Source organism: Klebsiella huaxiensis, from assembly GCF_003261575.2.
Classification (GTDB): domain Bacteria; phylum Pseudomonadota; class Gammaproteobacteria; order Enterobacterales; family Enterobacteriaceae; genus Klebsiella; species Klebsiella huaxiensis.
The window spans coordinates 393,580-417,920 of record NZ_CP036175.1 but is presented as its reverse complement, the minus strand read 5'-3'; the positions used below and the strand labels follow the sequence as shown (position 1 = coordinate 417,920).

Sequence of the window (24,341 nt, the reverse complement as noted above, 5' to 3'; positions counted from 1 at the left end):
AGTCTGCGGCAGCATCAACCACCGCAGACGGAGGGAATCAGTTCTTCAGGATGCGGGCCAGAATATCCAGCGCCTTAGTAAACTGCGCATCCGGAATAGTGAGCGGATAGAGGAAGCGAATCACGTTGCCGTAAACGCCACAGCTCAGCAGCAGCAGGCCATTTTCCTGGGCTTTTTGCTGGATCTGGCGGGTGATTTCCGCCGACGGTTCACCGGTTTGCGGATCGTTAAATTCTACTGCCACCATCGAACCCTGTCCGCGAACGTCAGCAATGGCCGGGCAGTTCTGACGCGCCTGATTTAGCACCTCTTTCAGGTGGCCGCCCAGCTGTTCAGCACGCTGACACAGCTGCTCTTCTTCAATGACATCAAGTACCGCGTGCGCCGCCGCAACTGCCAGAGGGTTACCGGCATAGGTGCCACCGAGGCCGCCCGGCGCTGGCGCATCCATCACCTCGGCGCGACCAACTACGCCGGAAAGCGGGAAGCCACCGGCGAGGCTTTTAGCCATCGTCATCAGGTCCGGCTTCACATCATAATGCTGCATCGCAAAGAGTTTGCCGGTACGCGCAAAGCCGGTTTGTACTTCATCGGCAATCAGCAAAATGCCGTGGGTATCGCACAGCGCGCGCAGAGCCTGCATAAAATCAGACGGTGCAACGTTAAAGCCGCCTTCGCCCTGAATCGGCTCCAGCACAATCGCCGCGACCTGGTCTGCTGCAATATCGGCTTTGAAAATGCGCTCAAGGCTTTTCATCGCGTCGGCGGTAGTAATACCGTGAGCGGCGTTTGGGTAGACGGCGTGATAGACCGAGCCCGGGAACGGGCCAAAGCCAATCTTATAGGGAGCCACTTTGCCGGTCAGCGCCATGGTCATAAAGGTACGGCCGTGGAAACCGCCGCCAAAGGTGATCAAACCCGGACGTCGGGTATAAGCGCGAGCAATCTTCACCGCATTTTCAACCGCTTCTGCTCCAGTGGTAAAGAACGCAGTTTTCGCCGGGCCATCAATCGGCGCCAGGTCGTTAATGCGTTCAGCCAGGGTGACATAGCTCTCATATGGGACAATCTGATAAGCGGTATGGGTAAATGCCTGTAGTTGCTGTTCAACTGCGGCAACCACTTTTGGATGACGATGCCCGGTGTTCAGCACCGCAATACCGGCGGCGAAATCAATCACCTCATTGCCTTCAAGATCCCACAACGTAGCGTTCTCTGCTTTCTCAACAAAGTAGCTGCACATTACCCCTACGCCGCGCGGAGTCGCCTGCTGGCGACGCTGATTCAGTTCTGAACTTTTCACCCGAGAATCTCCTGTCATGTATGTCACTCTATCGCAACAAATTCGAAACTATGTCGTTTATTTACACAGGATTTGGCTCTACAATCGAGTACCAATTCAGATTATCTGAGGGATCCAATTGCGCTCGCTCGTCGCAGACCTGGTACTGGTCAGATTGCAGGAAGAAGCAGACCCACTCCTGCATAAACGTCTTTATAAGGCGATTCGTCGCTCAATTCTGGACGGTTCTCTGCCGCCCCATAGCCGCCTGCCCCCCTCACGAGATCTGGCCGGGGAATTACGAATATCACGCAACACAATTCTAACAGTTTACGAACAACTACTTGCTGAGGGATATGTCGTTTCCCGCCGCGGTAGCGGGACGTTTGTGGCAAAAACGCTGCCTGATATGTTCCCTTCCGCAAGCAGCGCCAATGAAAACAGCGCCATGCCTGCGACAACAGCGCATATCTCCCGACGTGGTCAGCATCTACTGAATCACGTTAGCGCCAGCCCTCGTCAGTGGGGAGCTTTTATCCCTGGCGTTCCGGACGTCAACGCCTTCCCCCACCCGCTGTTTAGTAAAATTCAGGCGCGCATCAGCCGCCGCCCGAAACCGGAACAACTTAGCTATAGCTGCAATGGCGGCACGCCCGAACTGCAACATGCGCTGGTGGACTACTTAAGAGTAGCGCGCGGCGTGCAGTGTCAGGCAGATCAGATTCTTATTACTGAAGGGATCCACCAGGCCATCGACCTGGTCACCCGTATGCTGTGCGACAACGGGGATCTTACCTGGGTCGAAGAACCGTCTTATTGGGGTATTCGACACGTGCTGGCGATGAATGAAGTACGAGCAGAACCGATTACCGTTGATGCCAATGGCCTGTGTCCGCCCGACACCATCGCCGAAGCGCCAAGGCTTATCTTCGTCACGCCATCCCATCAGTATCCGCTGGGCGCGGTAATGAGCCTTGAGCGCCGACAGCGGCTGCTGGCGCTGGCTCATCAGCACGGAAGCTGGATTGTGGAGGATGACTACGACAGCGAGTTTCGCTTTTCCGGTCAGCCGATACCGGCTCTTCAGGGCCTGGCCCCCGAAGCACCAGTGGTCTACGTCGGCACGTTTAGTAAGACGCTCTATCCGGGGCTTCGGCTGGGCTATGTGGTGCTTCCACGACCACTGGCGGCTGAACTCAAAAATGCCCATGCCGAACTTTATCGCGGTGGTCACTCGCTGATCCAGCTGGCGCTGGCAGAATTTATCAACGCCGGACATTATTCGGCGCATATTCGCCGCATGCGCCTGCTGTACAGCCGCCGTCGCATCTTTTTGACCGAGCTTATTCAGCGTCACTGCAGCCCACACACGCTGTCGGATTTTAGTGATAATGCCGGACTGCATCTGATTCTGAATCTGCCGGATGAGGCGGATGACGTCGCCATTGCCCGGGATGCCAACGCGCGCAATATTTTAGTGCGCCCGCTGTCGCGCTATTATCTGACGGCGCAGCGTAAGAAAGGATTGTTAATGGGTTTTGCCTCCCAGCCTGAAACGCAGATGGAAGCCGCGTTCAAAATCCTGCTCGAGTGCCTGCAAATGCACTGCCCACAGGCGCTGGTTGGGAGCTGAAAAAACAAAACGCCCCAACGTAATGTGGGGCGTTATCGGGAGAAGCTGACGCTCAGATTAGGCTTCGATAGCAGCGCGCAGCTTTTTCATGGCATTCTTTTCAAGCTGACGCACACGTTCGGCCGAAACGCCGTAGCGATCTGCCAGCTCCTGCAGCGTGGACTTGTTATCTTCGTCCAGCCAGCGGGCGCGGATGATATCCTGGCTGCGCTCGTCGAGACCCTGCATCGCGTCAGTCAGCTTATTCGCCGCCTGCTCTTCCCAGTTATCGTCTTCAATGCCGTCGGCAAAGTTAGACGTTTTATCCTGCAGATAGAGCACTGGTGCCATCGGCTGGCTATCGGACTCATCATCTGACGACATATCGAAGGTCATGTCCTGCGCTGCCATACGTGACTCCATCTCACGCACGTCTTTGCTCGACACGCCCAGCTCGCGGGCAACCATTTCCACTTCATCCTGGTTGAACCAGCCCAGACGCTGCTTGGTTTTACGCAGGTTAAAGAACAGCTTACGCTGCGCTTTAGTGGTCGCGACCTTCACGATACGCCAGTTACGCAGCACGTATTCGTGAATTTCCGCTTTGATCCAGTGCACGGCGAAGGAAACCAGGCGCACGCCCACTTCCGGGTTAAAACGGCGCACGGCTTTCATCAGGCCGATGTTACCTTCCTGAATCAGATCCGCCTGCGGCAGGCCATAGCCCGAGTAGTTACGAGCAATATGAACAACAAAGCGCAGGTGAGACAGGATCAGCTTTTTCGCTGCTTCCAGATCGCCCTGGTAATGCAGCTTTTCAGCAAGCTCCCGCTCTTCATCAGCCGATAACATCGGCCAAGTGTTCGCAGCCCGGATATAGGATTCCAGGTTACCAACGGGGGCTAAGGCTAAAGTTTGCATATCTTTGGTCATTCAAATCCTCTCAATCGATATCTTCTGACATCATTCTGTCCTCACAACGGAGCAACAAACATGCCAGCATTGATGAGCAACGAGAATATCACTCACATTAGTATCAGACAGTGATTTTATCCACAAGTTCCATGCAATGATGTGAATAGATTACGCACAAAATGTGACATGGAGATGAACTAAAGGGGAGAGCCAACAGGGACTCTTTCCCTGCAGAGAGACATTCAGTGCAGGGAAAGATTATACCAGATTTTTATTACTCGGGAGTAAAGTGACGTAAATGTTGAACGGTTGCCAGCCAAGCCGCAACCCAGCCAATCATCGAACAAACCAGCAGCATCAACAGGCATTCATCGAAGCCTAAACCACTCAGTTCGAACTGAGTACCAAACACTTTCGCCACTTCGGTGACCGCCGACGACAGCCGCATCACCATAATTTCTGACAGAATCAGCGACAAAAATGCGCCGGAGAAACCTAACAGCGCGCCGCCGTACAGGAACGGACGCAGAATAAAGCCATCGGTCGCGCCAATAAGTTTCTGCACGTTGATGGTATCGCGACGGGCAAAGATGCTTAAACGCACGCTGTTGCCGATAACCAGGAATACCGCCGCGATCATCAACACGCCAATCATCGCCGAAACGCGCCCAACCAGCCCGGTCAACGACGAGAGGCGCGCAAACCAGCTGTCATCCATTCGTACTTCATCAACGCCCTGCACATGACTCACACGATCGCGCAGCGTGTTCAGCGCCTCAACGCTCTGGAAATCAATCTTCGGCACCACAATCGCGACCGCCGGCAGCGGGTTTTCTTCCAGCATATCCAGCGCGCCGCCAAAACCTGACCAGTTGCGGAACTCGCCAAGGGCTTCATCGCGCGACAGGTAGTTTACCTTTTCTACGCCCTGCTCGGCCTGTAGCTGACCAACGACCCGGGCGGCAGCATCGTCATCCAGCGTTTTTTCCAGATAGACGGTAATTTGCGGCGTCGGATAATACTGCGTCGCGGCGGTGCTGACGTTTTTGTACACCATGTAGCACACGCTCGGTAGCGTCAGTGAAATGGCGATCACCATTACCGTCAGAAAAGTCGCCAGCGGTGTGCTTTTCAGATCCTGAAGCGCACCGTTCCAGGCGTAGCGCACCTGTTCATTAAACACGTTACTCTTACGGGAAGCCGGATTCGGTGCCGCTTTTGGCCGTTTTGACGAATTGCGCCCGCCGCTACCGCCTGCGCCCGTCGTGTTGCGAAAACGATCGAATCGATTACCGAACCGGCGAATGTGGTTCATTGCCTCGCGTTTATTCACCGATGCGGCCTCCATGCATATGCCCGTCGCTGAGGGACAGGACGCGGTACGGACGGCTGGAGATAAGCCCCAGGGCATGCGTTGCCATCAGAACCGTCACCCCAACGCGGTTAAACTCTTCAAACAAACGTAAAATCCCTTCCGACAGCGCTTCGTCGAGGTTACCTGTCGGTTCATCCGCCAAAAGCACCGCCGGTTTGTTCACCACCGCGCGGGCAATACCCACACGCTGCTGCTCACCACCCGAAAGCTGAATGGGAAGGTTTTTCGCTTTGTCCAGCAGGCCCACTTTATCCAGCGCTGCCGATACGCGACGACGAATATCATCGCCGCTGGCACCCGCAATGATCAGCGGAATCGCCACGTTATCAAATACGGTGCGATCCATCAGCAGGTGGTGATCCTGGAAAATCATACCGATTTGGCGGCGTAAAAACGGCACCTCACGGCTTTTGAGACGGCTAATATCGTGGCCGCCAAATAAGATTTTCCCGGCGCTGGGCCGTTCAATACCGCAGATAAGCTTCAGCAGGGTACTTTTCCCCGCGCCGGAATGGCCTGTCAGAAACGCCATCTCGCCTGACTGCAGGTGGAAAGTCACCCCCTGCAGCGCTTGTCTCCCACCGAGATAGGCTTTGCTGACTTGTTCAAAGCGAATCATTTTTAATCCTCTCGGGCAAAAAGTGCCTCAATAAAGTCGCCCGCATTAAACGGACGCAGATCTTCAATACGTTCGCCAACACCGATATAGCGAATTGGAATACTGAACTGGTCAGCAACCGAGAAGATAACCCCGCCTTTGGCGGTACCATCCAGCTTAGTCAAGGTGATACCGGTCAGTCCAACCGCTTCATGGAACAGCTTGGCCTGGCTAATCGCGTTCTGCCCGGTGCTGGCGTCAATCGTCAGCATGACTTCATGCGGCGCATCGACATCCAGTTTTTTCATGACGCGGACAATCTTCTTCAGTTCTTCCATCAGGTGCGATTTATTCTGCAGGCGGCCTGCGGTATCGGCAATCAGGACGTCAACATTACGCGCCTTCGCCGCCTGGATGGCATCGAAAATAACCGATGCTGAGTCCGCACCAGTGTGCTGTGCAATCACTGGAATATTGTTACGCTGACCCCAAACCTGGAGCTGTTCAACGGCTGCCGCACGGAAGGTATCCCCTGCCGCTAGCATCACCGATTTACCCTGCTGCTCGAACTGACGCGCCAGCTTGCCGATGGTGGTGGTTTTACCGACGCCATTGACGCCGACCATCAGAATAACAAATGGTGTTTTGCCTTCAACGTTTAGCGGCTCATCCACTTTAGCAAGAATATCGCCCATCTCTTCTTTCAGCAGGCCATATAGCGCTTCCGCGTCGCGAAGCTGTTTACGGCTGGCACCTTCGGTAAGATTAGCGATGATCTTACGGGTGGTCTCCACGCCAACATCGGCAATCAGCAGTTGCTCTTCCAGCTCTTCAAACAGATCATCGTCGATTTTCTTGCCGCGGAACAAGCTGATAAATCCGGAACCGAGGTTCTGTTTGGTTTTTACCAGACTACGTTTGAGGCGGGCGAAGAAACCTTCTTTGGTCGGTTTTTCCTGCTCTAACGGCGCGACAACCTCTTCGTCCGGCACCACATCAATGGCATTTTCTGCCGCATCCGCTGCAGCCAGGGCCTGCGCTTCCAGCTCTTCGTCAGAAATTTCCGGCTCCGCGTCGTCTACCGCTTCTTCAACGATAGTCTCTTCAGTTTCTTCAACGACCACAGCTTCCGGTTCGGCACTCACTTCTTCCGGTATATTTTCAGCCACGGCTTCAGCAACAACCGGTTCGGCGATGACCTCTTCAATCAGTGGCTCGGCAACGGCCTCTTCAGGTACAGGCTGTTCCGCAATCTCTTCAACCACAACTTCAGGCTGATAAGCGACCGGCGGGACGATATTTTCTTCAGCAACCGGAGCTTCAATGACCGCCTGCGGTTGCTCGTTTTCCACAACCTGCTCGGTTACCTCAACGATCTCGGCAGCGAAGGCTTCTGCATCTCCTTTTTCCGCAACAGGCGCTTCAATCGTTTCAGGCGTAACAACCGCTTCCACTGGCGATTCAGTCGCCGGAGATTGCTCTTCAACCTCTTGCTGAGCCTCTACTTTTTGTTCTGTTTCTGTTCCCTGCTCCTGCTCTTTTTGTCCAAAGCCCAGCCAGGAAAAGAAGCCACGTTTCTTGTCTTTCGCCATTTGCGACTACACTCCTCGCTGTTTGTTCATGGCACAGCTTCGGCATATCTGTCGCGGAAGCTGAAAAAATGATGAAATTAGTCGGATAGTCTACCACTTAACTTAACTCGCATCACCGCCCCCGGATTAAGGTTTCGTCAACCGCTATCGATCGTTAGAATAGCAGCCCGGAAGTTGAGACTTGAGCAAAGAGATGAAGAAACCAAACCACGCAGGCAGCGGCCAGATCCGCATTATCGGCGGGCAATGGCGAGGCCGCAAATTACCGGTGCCGGAGAGCCCGGGTCTGCGCCCGACAACCGACCGGGTTCGCGAAACGCTTTTTAACTGGCTATCACCCACCATCGTCGATGCAAAATGCCTCGACTGCTTCGCCGGCAGCGGCGCGCTGGGCCTTGAAGCCCTCTCCCGCTACGCGGCGAACGCCACGCTGCTGGAAATGGAACGCGGCGTCGCCCAGCAGTTGCAAAAAAATCTGGCTACGCTGAAGGCCAGCAACGGCAAAGTGGTCAATACCAACACCCTGGCGTTTCTTGCTCAGACAGGCACGCCGCACGATATCGTGTTTGTCGATCCCCCTTTCCGTAAAGGGCTACTCGAAGAGACGCTGAAATTGCTGGAAAGCAACGGCTGGCTTAACGATGAAGCGCTAATCTACATAGAGAGTGAAGTCGAAAACGGCTTACCGCCGGTGCCTGCAAGCTGGCATCTGTACCGAGAGAAAGTGGCCGGACAGGTCGCCTACCGCCTTTACCAACATGAGGTCCAGGGAGAAAACCATGCTGATTAATTTTGGCCGCTTGCTGATGCTGTGCGTGTGGGCGTTTCTATTACTGAATCTGTTTCAACCGTTCCCAAAGCCGCTGAACATCTTCGTTAACGTGGCGCTGATCTTTATGATCCTGATGCACGGTCTGCAGTTGACGCTGCTGAAGGCGACGCAGACGAAAGAGATGCCGCCGCTGGGGCGCTTCGAGCAGGTTCGGATTTTCGTCTTCGGCGTGTTCGAACTGGTCGCCTGGCAAAAGAAGCTCAAGGCGACCCTGAAGAAGAAGTAGTCATCAAATATAGCTCAGGGGTCCGGCGTAAACGCCATAAACTGCGAGCCCTTGTAGCTCAGCGTGCCTTTATCGCCGACGCTCAGCGCATGATATTGCGGTGCCTGCAGGCGAAAAACCACTTCCAGCCCGCCAGCTTCCGGCCTGAAGCTGGCCTCATAACGCATCTCGCTGCCAGCAGGCGTCACCGTCTGCTGGCGTGAGCGACGATCGTTAAGCACCTTCTCCCGCTTGCTGCTCACCACCACCCGCTTTTGTAACAGCGGAGCGGCATCGTTCTCCATCTTTTCCCGACGCTGCTGCACATAACGATACGACGCGGCAACCACAATGATGGCAACGGCAACCATAAAAAAAAGCGGAACTTTACTCATTCACCTTGCCCCCAGGAATTATCAGGAATAAGAGTATTACATTGTCATCTTCCTCAGCAAACCACTACACTGAGATTCAGTACCGTAAGTACAATCACTTACTTAATGATAACAGATACAGGGACTTACTATGCTTTGGTCATTTATTGCTGTCTGTTTCTCCGCATGGCTTTACGTCGATGCATCTTATCGTGGACCCGCCTGGCGTCGTTGGGTGTTTAAGCCCGTCACATTGATCCTGCTTCTGTTACTGGCCTGGCAAGCGCCGATGTTCAACGCCATCAGCTATCTGGTGCTGGCCGGTCTTTGCGCCTCGCTGGTTGGTGATGCGCTCACATTGTTGCCTCGCCAGCGGGTAATGTACGCCGTGGGAGCTTTCTTTCTCTCGCATCTGCTCTACACCATTTGGTTTGCCAGTCAGCTAACGCTGTCGTTCTTCTGGCCACTGCCGCTAATATTGCTGATCCTTGGCGCTCTGCTATTGGCGATTATCTGGACCCGACTGGAAGAGATGCGAATGCCGGTGTTTACCTTTATCGGCATGACGCTGGTGATGGTCTGGCTGGCCGGTGAGCTGTGGTTCGCCCGCCCGACCGATACCGCGCTGTCCGGTTTCGTTGGTGCGGCATTCCTGTTGCTGGGTAACGCCGTCTGGCTTATCAGCCATTATCGCCGTCGTTTCCGTGCCGATAACGCCATCTCCTCCGCGTTTTACTTCGCCGGGCACTTCCTGATCGTCCGCGCACTTTATTTGTAATTAAGCGCTTGACTCTGGAGTCGACTCCAGAGTGTATCATTCGGGTAATGAGAAAATTATCATTACCCGGAGGGTCCTATGTCGGCTCCAGAATCGCAGGATAAAAAAGTCCCACACTTCTCATCATTAAAATTTACCCCAGCCGAACAGCCGTCGGAAAGCTGCTGCTCGGACCACGCCTGCAGCACCGAAACCGCCGCTGAAAACGAAGCGTTGAATCACGCACGCTATAGCTGGCTGGTCGAAGGTATGGATTGCGCAGCCTGCGCTCGCAAGGTCGAAACCGCCGTTCGCCAGGTGCCGGGTGTCAGCCAGGTTCAGGTGCTGTTTGCCACCGAAAAACTGCTGGTTAACGCTGATGGCGATGTCCGCCCGCAGGTCGAAAGCGCCGTTCGCGCCGCAGGATACAAACTGCGTGATGAAAGCGCTCCGCAGCAAGAGGAACAGACTTCGTGGCTGCGCGAAAATCTGCCGCTTATCACTCTGGTGGTGATGATGGCGCTAAGCTGGGGACTCGAGCAGTTCAACCATCCCTTTGGCGAAATGGCATTCGTAGCCACCACTCTTGTTGGCCTGTGGCCCGTCGCCCGTCAAGCCCTTCGCCTGATCAAAAGCGGAAGCTGGTTCGCCATTGAAACCCTGATGAGCGTCGCGGCCATCGGCGCGCTGTTTATCGGTGCGACCGCCGAAGCGGCAATGGTGCTGCTGCTGTTCTTGATTGGCGAACGTCTTGAAGGCTGGGCCGCCAGTCGCGCGCGTCAGGGGGTTAGCGCATTGATGGCGCTGAAACCCGACACGGCAATCCGCGTTCGCGATGGCGTCCGTGAAACCGTCGCCCAGCGCGATCTGCGCCCCGGCGACATTATTGAAGTCGCCGCTGGGGGCCGTCTGCCTGCTGATGGTCAGTTGCTGTCTCCTTTCGCCAGCTTTGATGAGAGCGCCTTAACCGGTGAGTCCGTACCGGTAGAACGTAATGTCGGTGAACGGGTGGCGGCGGGCGCAACCAGCGTCGATCGTCTGGTCCAGCTAACGGTTATCTCAGAGCCGGGCGATAGCGCCATCGACCGTATTCTTAAGCTCATTGAAGAAGCGGAGGAGCGCCGCGCGCCGATTGAGCGTTTTATCGATCGCTTTAGCCGTATTTATACTCCAGCGATTATGGTCGTCGCCCTGCTGGTCGCCATTGTGCCACCGCTGCTGTTTGCCGGTGCCTGGCTGCCGTGGATCTATAAAGGCTTAACGCTGCTGCTGATTGGCTGCCCTTGCGCGCTGGTCATCTCCACCCCGGCGGCGATTACCTCCGGGCTGGCGGTAGCGGCGCGTCGCGGCGCGCTGATTAAGGGCGGCGCGGCACTGGAGCAATTAGGCCGCGTACGCCAGGTGGCATTCGATAAAACAGGTACCCTGACTATTGGCCAGCCGCGCGTGACCGCCGTTATCGCCACTGCGGACATCGCCGAAAACGATCTGCTGGCGCTGGCAGCTTCCGTGGAACAAGGTTCCAGCCACCCGTTAGCCCAGGCCGTCGTGCGTGAGGCAGAACAACGCCAGCTCGTCATTCCAGCAGCGCACGCCCAGCGCGCGTTGGCCGGTTCCGGCATTGAGGCTCAAGTCAACGGTCGTCAGGTGCTGATTTGCGCCGCCAGCAAAAATAGCAACCCGCAGTATGAGGAACGTATTCAGCAACTGGAAAGCGCCGGGCAAACGGTGGTGCTGGTGATGCGCGATGAGGTATTGCTGGGGATTCTGGCGCTGCGCGATACGTTGCGCGACGATGCCCGTCAGGCGGTGGATGAACTCCATCAGTTAGGCATTCAGGGAATCATACTGACCGGTGATAACCCGCGCGCGGCGGCGGCCATCGCCAGTCAATTAGGGCTGGAGTTCCGCGCCGGGCTGCTGCCCGCGGATAAAGTGCAGGCGGTGATGGCGCTTAATGCACAAGCGCCGCTGGCGATGGTCGGCGACGGGATCAACGATGCTCCGGCAATGAAAGCAGCGACCATTGGTATCGCTATGGGTAGCGGCACCGACGTCGCCCTGGAGACCGCCGACGCAGCGTTAACCCATAACCGCTTAACCGGGCTGGCGCAGATGATTTCGCTGGCCCGCGCCACCCACGCCAATATTCGGCAGAACATCGCCATCGCGCTGGGTCTGAAGGGGATCTTCCTCGTCACCACCCTGCTCGGCCTGACCGGCCTGTGGCTGGCGGTGTTGGCGGATACCGGAGCGACGGTGCTGGTCACCGCCAACGCGTTGCGGTTGTTGCGTAAGAAGTAGTATCCACCCCGGGGGCGGCGCAGAGCGCCTTGCCCGGGCTACTGGCTGGTTTTTGTAGCCCGGACAGGTGCGCAGCACCGCCTCCGGGGAAACATGAAGCAGATCAGTGGCTTTTACGAATCAGATAACGGTACGGCAGCGCCTCGGTTTCCTGCGCCAGCAGCTCGTGTTCCATAAAGCGGCAAAAACCGGGGATATCGCGGGTGGTTGCCGGATCGTCGGCGACAATCAGCAGCGTCTCGCCCACCGGCATCGTACGCACGGTCTTACGCACCATCATCACCGGTTCCGGGCAACGAAGCCCCTGCGCATCAAGAGTATGGTCAGGGCTGGAGAAAAGTTCGCTCATTTTCATCTCATATCAACAAAACGCCCCTAGTTTACCCCCAGTTCATCAGTACGCAAGCCAGGTTAACGTTTGCGCGAAAAACAACCATTGCATTACGCACCCAACGCAGTATCATGCAGCCGTTTTTATTGGGTTCCCTCACCCCAACTCTCTGGCCCTAAATAATTCGAGTTGCAGAAAGGCGACGACGCAGTGAATTCCCTGGAGCTTACCTAAGTAAGTGACTGGGATGAGCGAGGAAAGTTAACGCATCTGCAGCTTGAAGTATGACGGGCATAAAAAGGTCACAATATGAGTCCGTTTACTACCGTACAGCGTAAAAAAGCGCTGATCTGGCTATCGCTTTTCCATCTGCTGGTCATCACTTCCAGTAACTATCTGGTGCAGCTACCGATCTCCATCTTTGGTTTTCATACCACCTGGGGCGCGTTCAGCTTTCCGTTTATTTTCCTTGCCACCGATCTTACGGTGCGGATTTTCGGCGCTCCGCTGGCGCGACGCATTATCCTCGCGGTCATGATCCCGGCGCTGGTGATCTCCTATGGCGTTTCTGCGCTGTTCTATATGGGTGAATGGCAGGGTTTTGCCGCCTTAACCAGCTTTAACCTGTTTGTCGCTCGCATCGCCGCCGCCAGCTTTATGGCCTACGCGCTGGGGCAAATCCTCGACGTCCACGTCTTTAACCGCCTGCGTCAAAACCGTCGCTGGTGGCTGGCGCCAACGGCATCGACCCTCTTTGGTAACGTCAGCGATACCCTGGCCTTCTTCTTTATCGCCTTCTGGCGCAGCCCGGACCCGTTTATGGCGGCGCACTGGGGAGAAATCGCCATCGTCGATTACTGTTTCAAAGTACTGATTAGCATCGTTTTCTTCCTGCCAATGTACGGCATGTTATTGAATATGCTGCTGAAAAAGCTGGCAGATAAATCCGATTTATCGGCATTGCAGCCAGGTTAAGAGTACTCACAGAGTGATGTGATAAGATACGGGGATGAGCCGTTAATGGCCGTTTATCGAAAGGAAGATGTCAATGCGCAATTTGGTTAAATATGTCGGTATTGGCCTGCTGGTTATGGGGCTTGCGGCCTGTGATAACAGCGACACAAAAACGCCGACTGCCGGGGCTGCTGCGGAAAGTAACGCCAGCGGGCAACCTATTAGTCTGCTGGATGGCAAACTGAGCTTCTCTCTACCGGCAGGTATGACCGACCAGAGCGGCAAGCTGGGCACTCAGGCCAACAATATGCACGTCTACTCTGATGCCACCGGCCAGAAAGCGGTGATTGTGATTGTTGGCGACAGCACCAATGAAGACCTGGCCGTGATGGCGCAACGTCTGGAAGAGCAGCAGCGCAGTCGCGATCCGCAGCTGCAGGTCGTGACCAATAAATCCGTTGAGATTAAAGGCCACACTCTGCAGCAGCTGGACAGCATTATCTCTGCTAAGGGTCAGACCGCATGGTCTTCCGTACTCCTCGGCAAGGTTGACGACAAACTGCTGACCCTGCAGGTTACGCTACCGGCGGATAACCAGCAGCAGGCGCAGACCGAAGCGGAAAACATCATCAACACCCTCGTCATTCAGTAACTACTGGCCTGACGCTGCGGCCTCCGGTTCACCGACCGGAGGCCGTTTTTTTAACCGCCACCCCAACAGCAACGCTACCGCCACCAGCCCCGCCGCCGCCAGATAAATCGAAGAAATCCCCGCCCATGCCATCAATAATCCGGCAAGCGGACCGGTGATCCCCAATGAGAGATCCATAAACACCGTATAGGTTGCCAGCGCCGATCCCTGATTCTGCTGCGGCACGGCCTTCACCGCCACCACACCAAGCGCCGGGAATACCAATGAGAAACCTGCCCCGGCCAGGAAAGTCCCGATTTTCGCCATCAGCGTCGTCTCCGCCAGTCCCACCAGCAGCAGCCCAATAATCTCAACCACAAAGCAGATCATCGCCACATTCAGCCCGCCAAGGCGGTTGATTCCGTTGGGGAACAACAGACGAGTGCCGACAAACGCGCAGCTAAACAGCGTTAACGCGAAAGCCGCGCCATCCCAGCCTTTGGCGTCATAAAACAGGGTGATAAAGGTGGCGATAACGCCAAAACCGGCCGAAGCCAAGGCCAGCGCCATCCCGTAGAGCCAGACCCGCCCCAGCACCGCGCGAAACGACATCGCTTTGCCCTTGCCCGCTTTCACCGCTGCGCGCGGCAGTGCGCACAGTACCGCCACCAGCGCCACCGCCATAATAGTGAACGCCAGACCGTGCAGGCCGATAATGGAATAGCAAAGCACGCCAAGCGGTGCGCCCATCGCCATTGCGCCGTAGGTCACGATACCGTTCCACGAAATCACTCTGCCGATATGCAGCGAGCCGACAACACCGACGCCCCATAGCGTCGAACCTGTGCCTGCAAAGCTTTGTCCGATTCCCAGAATAATGCGCCCAAGGCACAGCAGCGACAGGCTAACAATGGGCCAGCCGTCGCTGAACGCCGCCAACAGGTAGCACAACCCGCTCAGAAAGCAGCCGCACAGACCAAAAACGACGATTTTTTTCGGCCCCAACAGGTCGGCATAGCGCCCGGCATGAGGACGGCTAAGCAGCGTAGCGAAGTATTGAAGGCTAATCACCAGCCCGGCCCAGAAGGCGCTAAAGCCCATTACATCATGAACATAACCCGGCAAAACCGCCAGCGGCAGCCCAATCGTCATGTAGCTGGCAAAATTAAAGATAACCACCGAGACAATCCGCAGATTGAGACGCAGTCCATTGAGTGCCGGTTCGGCAGCGGCTTCAGGCATGGGTTCCACCAGTTTTTTACAACAGTGTTTCATTTTTACCATGCTGCACGCTTTAAATCAGCAGCCAGATTAGGAATATCGGAAACAAGCCAGCCGCTACACTTAGAGCCTATCCCAGTAGGCGTTATTGGCACAGACAGTTTGAACACGGACAGCGCGCAAGAACCGGAGCGTACACGTAGTACGTGAGGATTCTGAGCACTGCCCAAGTTCAAAATGACAAGTAAAATAGCCCTAATGGGGTGGGCTCTTAATGAAAATCATAAGAAAGGAACCGTTAATGACAACCCCTCAGCCCGATAAAACGGGCATGCATATCCTGCTCAAGCTGGCATCGCTGGTGGTTATCCTCGCCGGGATTCATGCCGCAGCGGATATCATCGTACAGCTATTACTGGCGCTGTTCTTCGCTATCGTCCTTAATCCTCTGGTGAGCTGGTTTATTCGCCGCGGCGTCCGTCGCCCGGTGGCGATTACGATTGTGGTGTTAGTGATGCTGATTGTTCTCACCGCGTTAATTGGCGTGCTGGCCGCATCAGTTAACGAATTCGTCGCGATGCTGCCGAAGTACAATAAAGAGCTGACGGCGAAAGTCCTGCGGCTGCAGGAGGCGCTGCCATTTTTACATATTCATATGTCCCCGGAACGTATGCTGCAGCGCATGGATTCTGACAAGCTGATGACGTTCACTACCGCCCTGATGACCGGGCTTTCAGGCGCTATGGCCAGCGTCATTTTGCTGGTCATGTCCGTGGTCTTTATGCTTTTTGAAGTCCGCCATGTGCCTTATAAACTCCGCTTCGCCCTCAATAACCCGCAGATCCATATCGCCGGGCTGCACCGGGCGTTAAAAGGCGTTTCGCACTATCTGGCGCTGAAAACGCTCCTCAGCCTTTGGACCGGAGTCATTGTCTGGTTAGGCTTATTGCTGATGGGGGTTCAGTTCGCACTGATGTGGGGAGTGCTGGCTTTTCTGCTTAACTATGTACCTAATATTGGCTCGGTGATTTCCGCCGTTCCGCCAATGATTCAGGCGCTGCTGTTTAACGGTTTTTATGAATGCCTGCTGGTTGGCGCACTCTTTTTAGTTGTTCATATGATCATCGGCAATATTCTGGAACCGCGCATGATGGGGCACCGTCTTGGGATGTCTACGCTGGTGGTTTTCCTCTCATTACTAATTTGGGGATGGCTGCTTGGCCCGGTGGGTATGCTACTTTCGGTGCCGTTAACCAGCGTATGCAAAATATGGATGGAAACCACTAAAGGCGGCAGCAAATTAGCCCTCTTGCTCGGGCCAGGACGACCCAAAAGCAGGCTGCCAGGCTAGCCACTTTTACAGCAACAACGGGTTATCGTATTTTGTATTGATATACGATAACCCCAACAGCGTCCATTAAGAGCCCCGTATTAAAACACCAGATACTCTTGACAATTCGCCTGCTACTCATCAAAAAAACCACCAGAAAAAGTAGTAAATCATCCCCTATTGATTATATTCATTGATAGAAGGCGTTAATTTATTTATAATTTCGCCCCTGCATTTATATTTGCAACTGGTTTTAATTCGATACTAAAAATCTAATAACATTAGAGTATTTAGCTGATACACACTTTAAAAACAGATAAATGTATTAATCAAATAGAATAATACAGATGACTTTATTGCATCTATGCATCGATATATTCAAACGGTGTATAAAACATTTCTTCGAACAATAGATTGATAGGGAGTATTCATGAAAAAGGTTATTCGCTGGGCTGCCGCGATTGCGGTTATTGGTGCTCTGGCTGGCTGCGCACGCACGGCGCCTATTGAGCAAATCCAAACCACGGTAAGCGCAGGTCATACCGAAGCCCAGGTCAAAAAAGCAATTATCAAAGCTGGCGCGCAACGCGAATGGATTATGTCAGACGCAGGTCCTGGGGTCATCAAAGCCCGTCAGCAATCACGTGACCATGTTGCCGAAATAAAAATCACCTACTCTGCCACCAGCTATTCCATTAACTACGATAGCAGCCTCAACCTGATGGCTTCCGGTGGAAAAATTCATAGAAACTATAACCGCTGGGTGCACAACCTCGATAAAGACATTCAGATTAACCTGGCCGCGGATTCATCTCTGTAATCCTGTCCCTGAAGTACACTCGGGCCAGTCATGGCCCGCTCTCTCTACTAATACTGTAAAAGGTTGTGCCGAACGTGTACAAAAAGGACTCTCTCAGCGCACTGGATGCCATTACCGAAGCGCAACGTATTGCTTTTGCCCCCATGCTCTTTCAAACCGCATTATGCCTACGCAATTCAGGCATCCTGGATTATCTCGATAAGCAAGGAAAACTCGGCGCAACGCTTGAAGCTATTTGCACGGATTGCGACGTCAATGAATATGCCGTCAGCGTATTGCTGGATATGGGATTAAGCGGACGCATCCTTACCCATAAAGAGGGGCAATATTATCTCGCTAAAGTAGGGCATTTCTTACTTCATGATGCAATGACCCGAGTAAATATGGATTTCACTCAGGACGTTTGCTATCAGGGATTGTTCTTTTTAGAAAATGCGTTGCAGGAAGGAAGGCCTTCCGGGCTAAAAGTTTTTGGCGACTGGCCAACCATTTATCCAGCATTATCGCAGCTCCCACAGGCGGCGCGTCAAAGCTGGTTCGCATTCGATCATTACTATTCTGACGGCGCTTTCAACGCCGCGCTGCCGTATGTATTCGCCAGTCAGCCTGCAACCCTGTACGATGTAGGCGGAAATACCGGAAAATGGGCGCTGCGCTGCTGCCAGTATGATGAAAATATCGCGGTAACGTTATTAGACTTGCCACAACAAATTGCGCTGGCTCGCGAAAATATAGAAAATGCGGGTCTGTCTCATCGCATTGATTTTCATGCCGTGGATATGCTGAGCGACGAGCGCCTGCCGGGAGAGGCTGATATCTGGTGGATGAGCCAATTTCTTGACTGCTTTTCGCCAGAACAAATTGTCACCATGCTCAGTAATGTGGCGCACGTGATGAAGCCAGGTGCAAGATTATGCATTCTGGAACTGTTCTGGGACGCGCAGAAATTTGAAGCGGCCTCATTTAGCCTGAATGCGTCTTCGCTCTATTTTACCTGTATGGCCAACGGAAATAGCCGTTTCTACAGCATAGAGAAGTTTTACCGCTATCTTGAAATGGCAGGATTCAAGATAGAACAACGCCACGATAATTTAGGCGTCGGGCATACCTTATTGATATGCCAGAAAATAAAATAATAAAGCAGCGCTAAGCGCTGTTTTGGCGTTCAAATTAACGCCAGTAGAATCATTGATCGATCGCGGACGCGAGTGGATGACATTTTCATTAAACATAGTTGATTGGCAAGCCATGGCTCCTGGGGTCAATGGTAGCGAACAGTGGCTTCAGTGGTCTCGGCATTTGCACGCCATCGATCCAGCGGCCTCCCCAGCCAAGCTTAGCGAGCTGCCGATGATGACCGCCCGCCGACTCAGTTCCGGTAGCAAGCTGGCCGTAGAATGCGGACTGGCGATGCTGCGCCGTCATCATATCGACGCGGTGCTGTACACCAGCCGCCACGGCGAGCTGGAGCGCAATTACCGAATCCTCCACGCGCTGGCAACAGAGCAGGCGCTCTCGCCAACCGATTTCGCCTTATCGGTGCATAACTCCGCGGTGGGTAACCTGACGATTGCCGCAAAAAAACCGATAGTCTCGTCGTCGCTTTCTGCCGGACGGGATACCTTCCAGCAGGGCTTATATGAAGTGATGGGCCTTTTACAGGCGGGCTATCAGCGCGTACTAATGGTCGATTTCGATGGCTTTCTGCCCGAGTTTTATCACCCACAGCTGCCATCTGATATGCCAACCTGGCCCTATGCGACGGCATGGGTGATTGAAGCAGGCAGCGAATGGCAGTGTCAGACTCAGCGCCAAAGCGTGCCCAGCGAAGAGACCGCCCTGCCGCAAAGCCTGCTGTTTTTACGCCACTATTTACAACACACCAACGCCTTTACGCTCCCCGGCGAGCGCGTTCAGTGGCTATGGAGCCGCGCATGAACGGCGTCTTGTCACAGCTAAACCGTCTCTGGCGAGCGGCGATGGCCGGCCTTTGTTTCGCGCTGTTCGGGATTGGCGGGCTGCTGCTCTCTCTTGTCTGGTTCAACCTGCTGCTGGTGACGGTCCGCAACAAGGCCCGCCGCCGCCGCCTCGCGCGGCGCAGCGTTTCGGCAAGTTTCCGACTCTTTTTAACCGTAGTAAAATCCGTCGGCGTACTCGATTACCACATTGAAGGGGGCGATATTTTACGCCAGGAGCACGGTTGCCTGGTCGTCGCCAACCACCCCAGCCTGATCGATTACGTCATGCTGGCGTCCGTCATGCCCGAAACCGACTGCCTGGTGAAAAGCGCGCTGCTGAAAAATCCCTTCCTCAGCGGCGTAATTCGTGCCGCGGATTATCTGGTTAACGATCAAGCCGATGCCCTGCTGCCCGCCAGTCGTGAGCGTTTACAGCAAGGCGATACTATTTTGATTTTTCCCGAGGGAACGCGCACGCTTCCCGGCGAAAAAATGACGCTACAACGCGGCGCGGCTAATATCGCCGTGCGCTGTAGCAGCGATTTACGCGTAGTGGTTATCCGCTGCAGCGAGCACATGCTGGGCAAACAGAGCAAGTGGTATGACGCACCGCAAACCAAACCGATCTTTACCATTACGGTTGGCGAGCGGGTGCAAATCGACCAATTTTACAACGCAAATGTACAAGAACCGGCACTGGCGGCAAGGCAGTTGAACCGGCATCTTTTGCTTCAATTACAATCAGGTACTACGCCTGGCACAGGAATTAATGATGCAAGCGCTCTATCTTGAAATTAAAAATTTGATTATCAACACATTGAACCTGGACGAACTGTCCGCTGACGATATCGACACTGAAGCAGCGCTGTTTGGCGATGGTCTGGGTCTGGACTCAATCGATGCTCTGGAGCTCGGTCTGGCAGTGAAAAACCAGTATGGCGTGGTGCTGTCGGCTGAGAGCGAAGAGATGCGCCAACACTTCTTTTCCGTCGCCACGCTGGCATCTTTCATTCACGCGCAACGTGCCTGAGGAGAGTCCGTTATGACCGATCAAAAAGCCATTTACGAAGAAGTCTCCACGCTGTTGGTTAAGCTGTTTGAAATCGACCCGCAGGATATTAAGCCCGAGGCGCGCCTGTACGACGATCTGGAGCTGGACAGCATTGATGCTGTCGACATGATCGTCCATCTGCAAAAGAAAACCGGTAAGAAAATCAAGCCGGAAGAGTTCAAAGCCGTGCGTACCGTGCAGGATGTTGTCGACGCGGTAGAACGCCTGCTCAAAGAAGCCTGATTCGTCATGTCAGGCGTTCGCTCGCTACCGGTGGTCCCACTGCTGACGGGCTTACTGCTTCTTGCCTGGCCATTTTTGATTTGGTTTGGGCTGGCACATAACAGCCTGCACTGGCTGCTGCCTCTGATGGCGCTGCTGCTTTTTTTACGCTTTCGCCAGACCCGGCGACAGGCGGGACCGCTGCGTATCGTCACCCAGGTGGTAGCGATAGCGGGCATGACGCTGTGCATTGCTAGCTATCTGCTTAAAACGCACCAGTTGCTGCTGTTCTACCCGGTGGTGGTCAACGCCGTCATGCTGGCGGTGTTTGGCGGTTCGCTATGGTCATCCATGCCCATCGTCGAACGTCTGGCACGACTGCGCGAGCCAGCGCTCTCGGATAATGGCGTGCGCTATACCCGCCGCGTGACGCAAATCTGGTGCGCCTTTTTCATCATCAACGGCGGCATTGCGCTGTTTACCGCGCTACGCGATGATATGTCCCTGTGGACGGCCTGGAACGGGATGCTCTCCTATCTGTTGATGGGAACGCTGATGGCGGGCGAGTGGTTAGTCCGCCGCCGGATGATTAAACGAGATATCCAATGAAGCAGCTCCTCCCACTCTCAGAGTGGCTCAGCACCCAACGTCCAGCCGAGATGCCCATTGCATGGCAAGAAGGCTGTACCTGGACACTCGGCCATCTACGCCATGATGTTGACCAGTTGATAGCGCACCTGCATCAGCAGAAAGCTGAACGCTGGGCGCTATGCTTTGAGAACAGCTATCTGTTTATCGTAGCGCTGCTGGCGACGCTGCATGCGGGCAAAACGCCGGTGATCCCCGGTCACTGCCGCGTGTCGTTATTAAACGAACAGCGCGCGCTGTTTGACGGCGTATTGAGCGATAAGTCACTGGACTGGCAGGGAGCGCAGCTGATTGTCAGCTCTGCCATGGCAACCGCAACGCACGAAATCTCTTTACCAGCGATCCGCCAGGACGCCTTCGTTGAACTCTTTACTTCAGGCTCAACCGGCCAGCCGAAGAGGGTCATCAAGCCCATCAGCCGCCTTGACCGCGAAGCAGCACTGCTCGCCTCACGTTTTGCCGACCGTCTTGCAGGCTGTCGGGTCGTGGCCTCGGTAGTCCCTCAGCATTTGTACGGCCTGACGTTTCGTATCTTCCTGCCGATGACGCTGGGCCTGCCGCTGCATGCCGCCATGACCTGGTATGCCGAACAGCTGGCCGCCCTAAGCCATGAACATCGCTATGCGTTTATCAGCAGCCCGGCGTTTCTCAAACGCCTCGACAACCAGTTGACGCCTCCACCGGTCGAACTGATTTTGTCCGCAGGCGGCATGCTGCCCTGGCAAGATGCTGCACAGGCCGCCGGTTGGCTGCAAGTCTGGCCGGACGAAATTTATGGCAGTACCGAAACTGGCGTTATCGCCTGGCGCCATCGCCAGCAAGACGACGCGGCATGGTTGCCCTTTCCCGGCGTCAGGTTTCATACTGAAAATGACGTATTTCGCGTGTTTTCTCCGCTGATTGCTGATGATAACGGCCTGTTACTCGACGATACCCTGCATTTTGAAGAAAGCGGCCAGTTTCGCCTGACGGGGCGTCGGGGCCGGATAGTTAAAATTGAAGAGAAACGTATTTCACTTGGCGAAGTGGAGCAGCGCCTGCTGGCGCTGGACGGCATCCTTGAAGCGGCGGTATTGCCAGTGACTCGCGGCAGCCGTCAGGGCGTTGGCGCATTGCTGGTGCTGGACGACAACGCCCGCGAGCGCTGGAGTAAAAGCCAGGAATTAGCATGGCGTAAAGCGCTGCGCGCGTTGCTTGAGCCGGTTGCTATTCCTCGTTACTGGCGGGTGGTTGACGAAATCCCGGTTAACAGTATGAACAAGCGTGTCTATGCGCAATTACAGGAGTTATTTCATGAAACCCCATGAAATTGAGCGCCATCAGGCACAACCTCAACAGGTCGAGATCGTTTTGCATCTCGACCCTTCTCTGTTCTGGTTTCGTGGACATTTTGCCGTGCAGCCGCTGCTGCCCGGCGTCGCGCAGATGGACTGGGTAATGCATTACGCCACCACGCTGCTCGCCCCCGGCTGGCGTTTTCACAGCATTCAGAACGTGAAATTTCAGGCCCCGCTGCTGCCGGAAACCACCGTCACGCTAGCCCTGAACTGGCAAGAAGAACGCCAGATGCTGAGCTTCAGCTATCAACGCCATGATGGCGATGCGCGCCACACCACCAGCAGCGGGAAAATCCGGTTATGCCGATAGCCTTCCAGCCCTGCGTACTGATCCCCTGCTACAACCACGGCGCAATGATGGCAGGCGTGCTGGCACGGCTTCAGCCGTTTGGTCTGCCCTGCATTGTGGTGGACGACGGCAGCGACGATGCCACGCGGGATGAACTAGCCCGCCTGGCGGCAGAAGATAAAAATCTGACCTTAATTCGCCTGCCGATTAACTCGGGCAAAGGTGCGGCGACGATCTGCGGTATGCAGGCGGCGGCAGAGGCCGGATTCAGCCATGCGGTGCAGGTTGATGCCGACGGCCAGCATGCCATTGAAGATATTCCTGAACTGCTTGCGCTGGCAGAGCTTCACCCAACAGCGTTGATTTCCGGACAGCCTATTTATGACGATTCCATACCCCGCTCGCGCCTGTACGGACGCTGGGTAACTCACGTCTGGGTGTGGATTGAAACACTCTCGCTCCAGCTCAAAGACAGCATGTGCGGCTTTCGGGTTTATCCGGTAGCACCGACGCTACAGCTGGCGCAGCGCGTGACGCTCGGCAAGCGAATGGATTTTGATACCGAAGTGATGGTGCGCCTCTACTGGCAAGGTAGCACCAGCTATTTTGTCCCCACCCGCGTCACCTATCCGCTGGACGGGCTATCGCATTTCGATGCCCTCAAAGACAACCTGCGCATTTCACGGATGCACACACGCCTGTTTTTTGGCATGTTGCCGCGCATCCCGTCGCTGCTTTTTCGCCGCGCATCGCCACACTGGGCGCGCCAGCAGGAAGTGAAGGGTTTATGGGGGATGCGCCTGATGCTACTCGTGTGGCGATTACTCGGGCGCAAAGCATTCTCCCTGCTGCTCTACCCGGTGGTCGGCGTTTACTGGCTGACGGCAACCACCGCCCGCAAAGCCTCCCAACGCTGGATTGCCCGCGTGCTTGAACAGCTAACCGCTCGCCAGATGCCGCTGCCGCCATCGCTCACCAGCTATCAGCACTTCCTGCGTTTTGGCGATGCGATGCTCGATAAAATTGCCAGCTGGCGTGGCGAACTGCGGTTAGGCCGCGATGTGATCTTTGCCCCTGGCGCAGAAGAGACGCTCAACGTTAGCTCGCCACGCGGCAAGCTGCTGCTGGCCTCGCATCTGGGCGATGTGGAAGCCTGTCGCGCACTGGCGCAATTACAGGGTAGCAAAACCATCAACGCGCTGGTGTTTAGCGACAATGCCCAGCGCTTTAAGCAAATTATGCAAGAGATGGCCCCGCAGGCCGGGCTGAATCTGCTGCCGGTAACCGATATTGGCCCGGATACCGCGATCCTGCTTAAAGAGAAGCTGGATCGCGGCGAGTGGATTGCCATCGTCGGCGATCGTATTGCAGTCAATCCGCAACGCGGCGGCGAATGGCGCGTCTGCTGGAGCCACTTTATGGGGCAAGCGGCCCCCTTCCCGCAGGGACCCTTTATTCTCGCCTCTATTTTACGCTGCCCGGTGGATCTGATTTTCGCCCTGCGCCAACAGGGGAAACTGCGTATTCACTGCGAGCCTTTCGCCGACCCGCTACTGTTGCCGCGCGCCGACCGGCAAAACGCGTTACAGCAAACCATCGATCGCTACGCCGAGCGCCTGGAGCACTACGCACTACAGTCGCCGCTCGACTGGTTTAACTTTTTCGATTTCTGGCAGCTGCCGGATACCAAAGACAAGGAGTAA

At 55.0% G+C, this 24,341-nt stretch carries 25 protein-coding genes and 1 pseudogene; 18 read left to right on the top strand and 8 right to left on the bottom strand.

Annotated elements, in window-relative coordinates; translation table 11 throughout:
- Nucleotides 1-37 precede the first annotated feature (37 nt).
- Nucleotides 38-1,303 (bottom strand): 4-aminobutyrate--2-oxoglutarate transaminase, encoded by a 1,266-nt coding sequence (locus DA718_RS01930; RefSeq protein WP_112214822.1) that lies wholly within the window; start codon nt 1,301-1,303, stop codon nt 38-40.
- A 118-nt stretch (nt 1,304-1,421) separates the two neighbouring features.
- On the opposite strand from DA718_RS01930, the pseudogene pdxR reads away from it, so the two are divergent.
- Nucleotides 1,422-2,938 (top strand): annotated as a pseudogene (pdxR, locus tag DA718_RS01925) (MocR-like pyridoxine biosynthesis transcription factor PdxR).
- Nucleotides 2,939-2,972: 34 nt separating this feature from the next.
- Here pdxR and rpoH read toward each other — a convergent pair.
- The 4 genes from rpoH to ftsY form a co-directional block, all read right to left on the bottom strand.
- Complete coding sequence (gene rpoH / locus DA718_RS01920) at nt 2,973-3,827, bottom strand: RNA polymerase sigma factor RpoH (RefSeq protein WP_004106554.1); 855 nt, start codon at nt 3,825-3,827, stop codon at nt 2,973-2,975.
- Nucleotides 3,828-4,083: 256 nt separating this feature from the next.
- Nucleotides 4,084-5,142: a permease-like cell division protein FtsX gene (gene ftsX, locus DA718_RS01915; RefSeq protein WP_112214873.1), complete on the bottom strand. Its 1,059-nt coding sequence runs from the start codon at nt 5,140-5,142 to the stop codon at nt 4,084-4,086.
- Nucleotides 5,135-5,803: a cell division ATP-binding protein FtsE gene (ftsE, locus tag DA718_RS01910; RefSeq protein WP_112214824.1), complete on the bottom strand. Its 669-nt coding sequence runs from the start codon at nt 5,801-5,803 to the stop codon at nt 5,135-5,137. Before ftsE ends, ftsX begins: the two co-directional genes overlap by 8 nt.
- Before the next feature lie 2 nt (nt 5,804-5,805).
- Nucleotides 5,806-7,374 carry a signal recognition particle-docking protein FtsY gene (ftsY, locus tag DA718_RS01905; protein WP_112214825.1) on the bottom strand — a complete coding sequence of 523 codons (1,569 nt, stop codon included), beginning with the start codon at nt 7,372-7,374 and terminating at the stop codon, nt 5,806-5,808.
- A 193-nt stretch (nt 7,375-7,567) separates the two neighbouring features.
- On the opposite strand from ftsY, the gene rsmD reads away from it, so the two are divergent.
- Together rsmD and DA718_RS01895 are read left to right on the top strand one after the other, a co-directional pair.
- On the top strand, nt 7,568-8,164 hold the full coding sequence (gene rsmD, locus DA718_RS01900) for a 16S rRNA (guanine(966)-N(2))-methyltransferase (RefSeq protein WP_110274895.1): 597 nt from the start codon (nt 7,568-7,570) through the stop codon (nt 8,162-8,164).
- Nucleotides 8,154-8,432 (top strand): DUF1145 family protein, encoded by a 279-nt coding sequence (locus DA718_RS01895; RefSeq protein ID WP_110274894.1) that lies wholly within the window; start codon nt 8,154-8,156, stop codon nt 8,430-8,432. The genes rsmD and DA718_RS01895 overlap by 11 nt, the downstream gene beginning before the upstream one ends.
- Nucleotides 8,433-8,446: 14 nt before the next feature.
- Here DA718_RS01895 and DA718_RS01890 read toward each other — a convergent pair whose 3' ends face one another.
- A complete protein-coding gene (locus DA718_RS01890; RefSeq protein WP_112214826.1) occupies nt 8,447-8,806 on the bottom strand; it encodes a DUF2500 domain-containing protein in 360 nt (119 codons plus the stop codon).
- 130 nt (nt 8,807-8,936) lie between these two features.
- Here DA718_RS01890 and DA718_RS01885 point away from each other — a divergent pair, with 130 nt between their 5' ends.
- Entirely contained in the window at nt 8,937-9,563 is a 627-nt protein-coding gene (locus tag DA718_RS01885; protein ID WP_110274892.1) for a lysoplasmalogenase, read from the top strand.
- Nucleotides 9,564-9,641: 78 nt separating this feature from the next.
- On the top strand, nt 9,642-11,846 hold the full coding sequence (gene zntA / locus DA718_RS01880; protein ID WP_112214827.1) for a Zn(II)/Cd(II)/Pb(II) translocating P-type ATPase ZntA: 2,205 nt from the start codon (nt 9,642-9,644) through the stop codon (nt 11,844-11,846).
- A gap of 103 nt (nt 11,847-11,949) precedes the next feature.
- On the opposite strand, the gene tusA is transcribed toward zntA, so the two are convergent.
- Nucleotides 11,950-12,195 (bottom strand): sulfurtransferase TusA, encoded by a 246-nt coding sequence (tusA, locus tag DA718_RS01875; protein WP_004106582.1) that lies wholly within the window; start codon nt 12,193-12,195, stop codon nt 11,950-11,952.
- A gap of 291 nt (nt 12,196-12,486) precedes the next feature.
- Here tusA and DA718_RS01870 point away from each other — a divergent pair, with 291 nt between their 5' ends.
- Together DA718_RS01870 and DA718_RS01865 are read left to right on the top strand one after the other, a co-directional pair.
- Nucleotides 12,487-13,152, top strand: a complete 666-nt coding sequence (locus tag DA718_RS01870; RefSeq protein WP_025106844.1) for a 7-cyano-7-deazaguanine/7-aminomethyl-7-deazaguanine transporter — start codon at nt 12,487-12,489, stop codon at nt 13,150-13,152.
- A 73-nt stretch (nt 13,153-13,225) separates the two neighbouring features.
- Nucleotides 13,226-13,783, top strand: coding sequence for a DcrB family lipoprotein (locus tag DA718_RS01865; RefSeq protein ID WP_110274889.1), 558 nt, complete (start codon nt 13,226-13,228; stop codon nt 13,781-13,783).
- Here the strand turns inward: DA718_RS01865 and DA718_RS01860 are convergent, their stop codons facing one another.
- Nucleotides 13,784-15,004: an MFS transporter gene (locus tag DA718_RS01860; protein ID WP_112214874.1), complete on the bottom strand. Its 1,221-nt coding sequence runs from the start codon at nt 15,002-15,004 to the stop codon at nt 13,784-13,786.
- Nucleotides 15,005-15,284: 280 nt separating this feature from the next.
- Here DA718_RS01860 and DA718_RS01855 point away from each other — a divergent pair, with 280 nt between their 5' ends.
- The 11 genes from DA718_RS01855 to DA718_RS01805 all read left to right on the top strand — a co-directional run bounded on the left by DA718_RS01855 (nt 15,285) and on the right by DA718_RS01805 (nt 24,341).
- Complete coding sequence (locus tag DA718_RS01855; protein WP_112214829.1) at nt 15,285-16,334, top strand: AI-2E family transporter; 1,050 nt, start codon at nt 15,285-15,287, stop codon at nt 16,332-16,334.
- A gap of 409 nt (nt 16,335-16,743) precedes the next feature.
- Nucleotides 16,744-17,133: an LptM family lipoprotein gene (locus DA718_RS01850; protein WP_110274887.1), complete on the top strand. Its 390-nt coding sequence runs from the start codon at nt 16,744-16,746 to the stop codon at nt 17,131-17,133.
- 74 nt (nt 17,134-17,207) lie between these two features.
- Nucleotides 17,208-18,269, top strand: coding sequence for a methyltransferase (locus DA718_RS01845; RefSeq protein ID WP_112214830.1), 1,062 nt, complete (start codon nt 17,208-17,210; stop codon nt 18,267-18,269).
- A gap of 76 nt (nt 18,270-18,345) precedes the next feature.
- Nucleotides 18,346-19,071 carry a beta-ketoacyl synthase chain length factor gene (locus tag DA718_RS01840; protein ID WP_112214831.1) on the top strand — a complete coding sequence of 242 codons (726 nt, stop codon included), beginning with the start codon at nt 18,346-18,348 and terminating at the stop codon, nt 19,069-19,071.
- Complete coding sequence (locus DA718_RS01835) at nt 19,068-19,883, top strand: lysophospholipid acyltransferase family protein (protein WP_112214832.1); 816 nt, start codon at nt 19,068-19,070, stop codon at nt 19,881-19,883. Before DA718_RS01840 ends, DA718_RS01835 begins: the two co-directional genes overlap by 4 nt.
- Nucleotides 19,864-20,121, top strand: coding sequence for a phosphopantetheine-binding protein (locus tag DA718_RS01830; RefSeq protein ID WP_024131035.1), 258 nt, complete (start codon nt 19,864-19,866; stop codon nt 20,119-20,121). Before DA718_RS01835 ends, DA718_RS01830 begins: the two co-directional genes overlap by 20 nt.
- Nucleotides 20,122-20,133: 12 nt before the next feature.
- A complete protein-coding gene (locus DA718_RS01825; RefSeq protein ID WP_110274883.1) occupies nt 20,134-20,385 on the top strand; it encodes an acyl carrier protein in 252 nt (83 codons plus the stop codon).
- 6 nt (nt 20,386-20,391) lie between these two features.
- Nucleotides 20,392-20,973 (top strand): COG4648 family protein, encoded by a 582-nt coding sequence (locus DA718_RS01820; protein WP_112214833.1) that lies wholly within the window; start codon nt 20,392-20,394, stop codon nt 20,971-20,973.
- The gene (locus DA718_RS01815) at nt 20,970-22,319 is read left to right on the top strand and encodes an AMP-binding protein (RefSeq protein ID WP_112214834.1); all 1,350 of its coding nucleotides are present in this window, start codon (nt 20,970-20,972) and stop codon (nt 22,317-22,319) included. The genes DA718_RS01820 and DA718_RS01815 overlap by 4 nt, the downstream gene beginning before the upstream one ends.
- Complete coding sequence (locus tag DA718_RS01810) at nt 22,306-22,659, top strand: ApeI family dehydratase (RefSeq protein WP_112214835.1); 354 nt, start codon at nt 22,306-22,308, stop codon at nt 22,657-22,659. The genes DA718_RS01815 and DA718_RS01810 overlap by 14 nt, the downstream gene beginning before the upstream one ends.
- Complete coding sequence (locus DA718_RS01805; protein WP_112214836.1) at nt 22,650-24,341, top strand: glycosyltransferase family 2 protein; 1,692 nt, start codon at nt 22,650-22,652, stop codon at nt 24,339-24,341. The genes DA718_RS01810 and DA718_RS01805 overlap by 10 nt, the downstream gene beginning before the upstream one ends.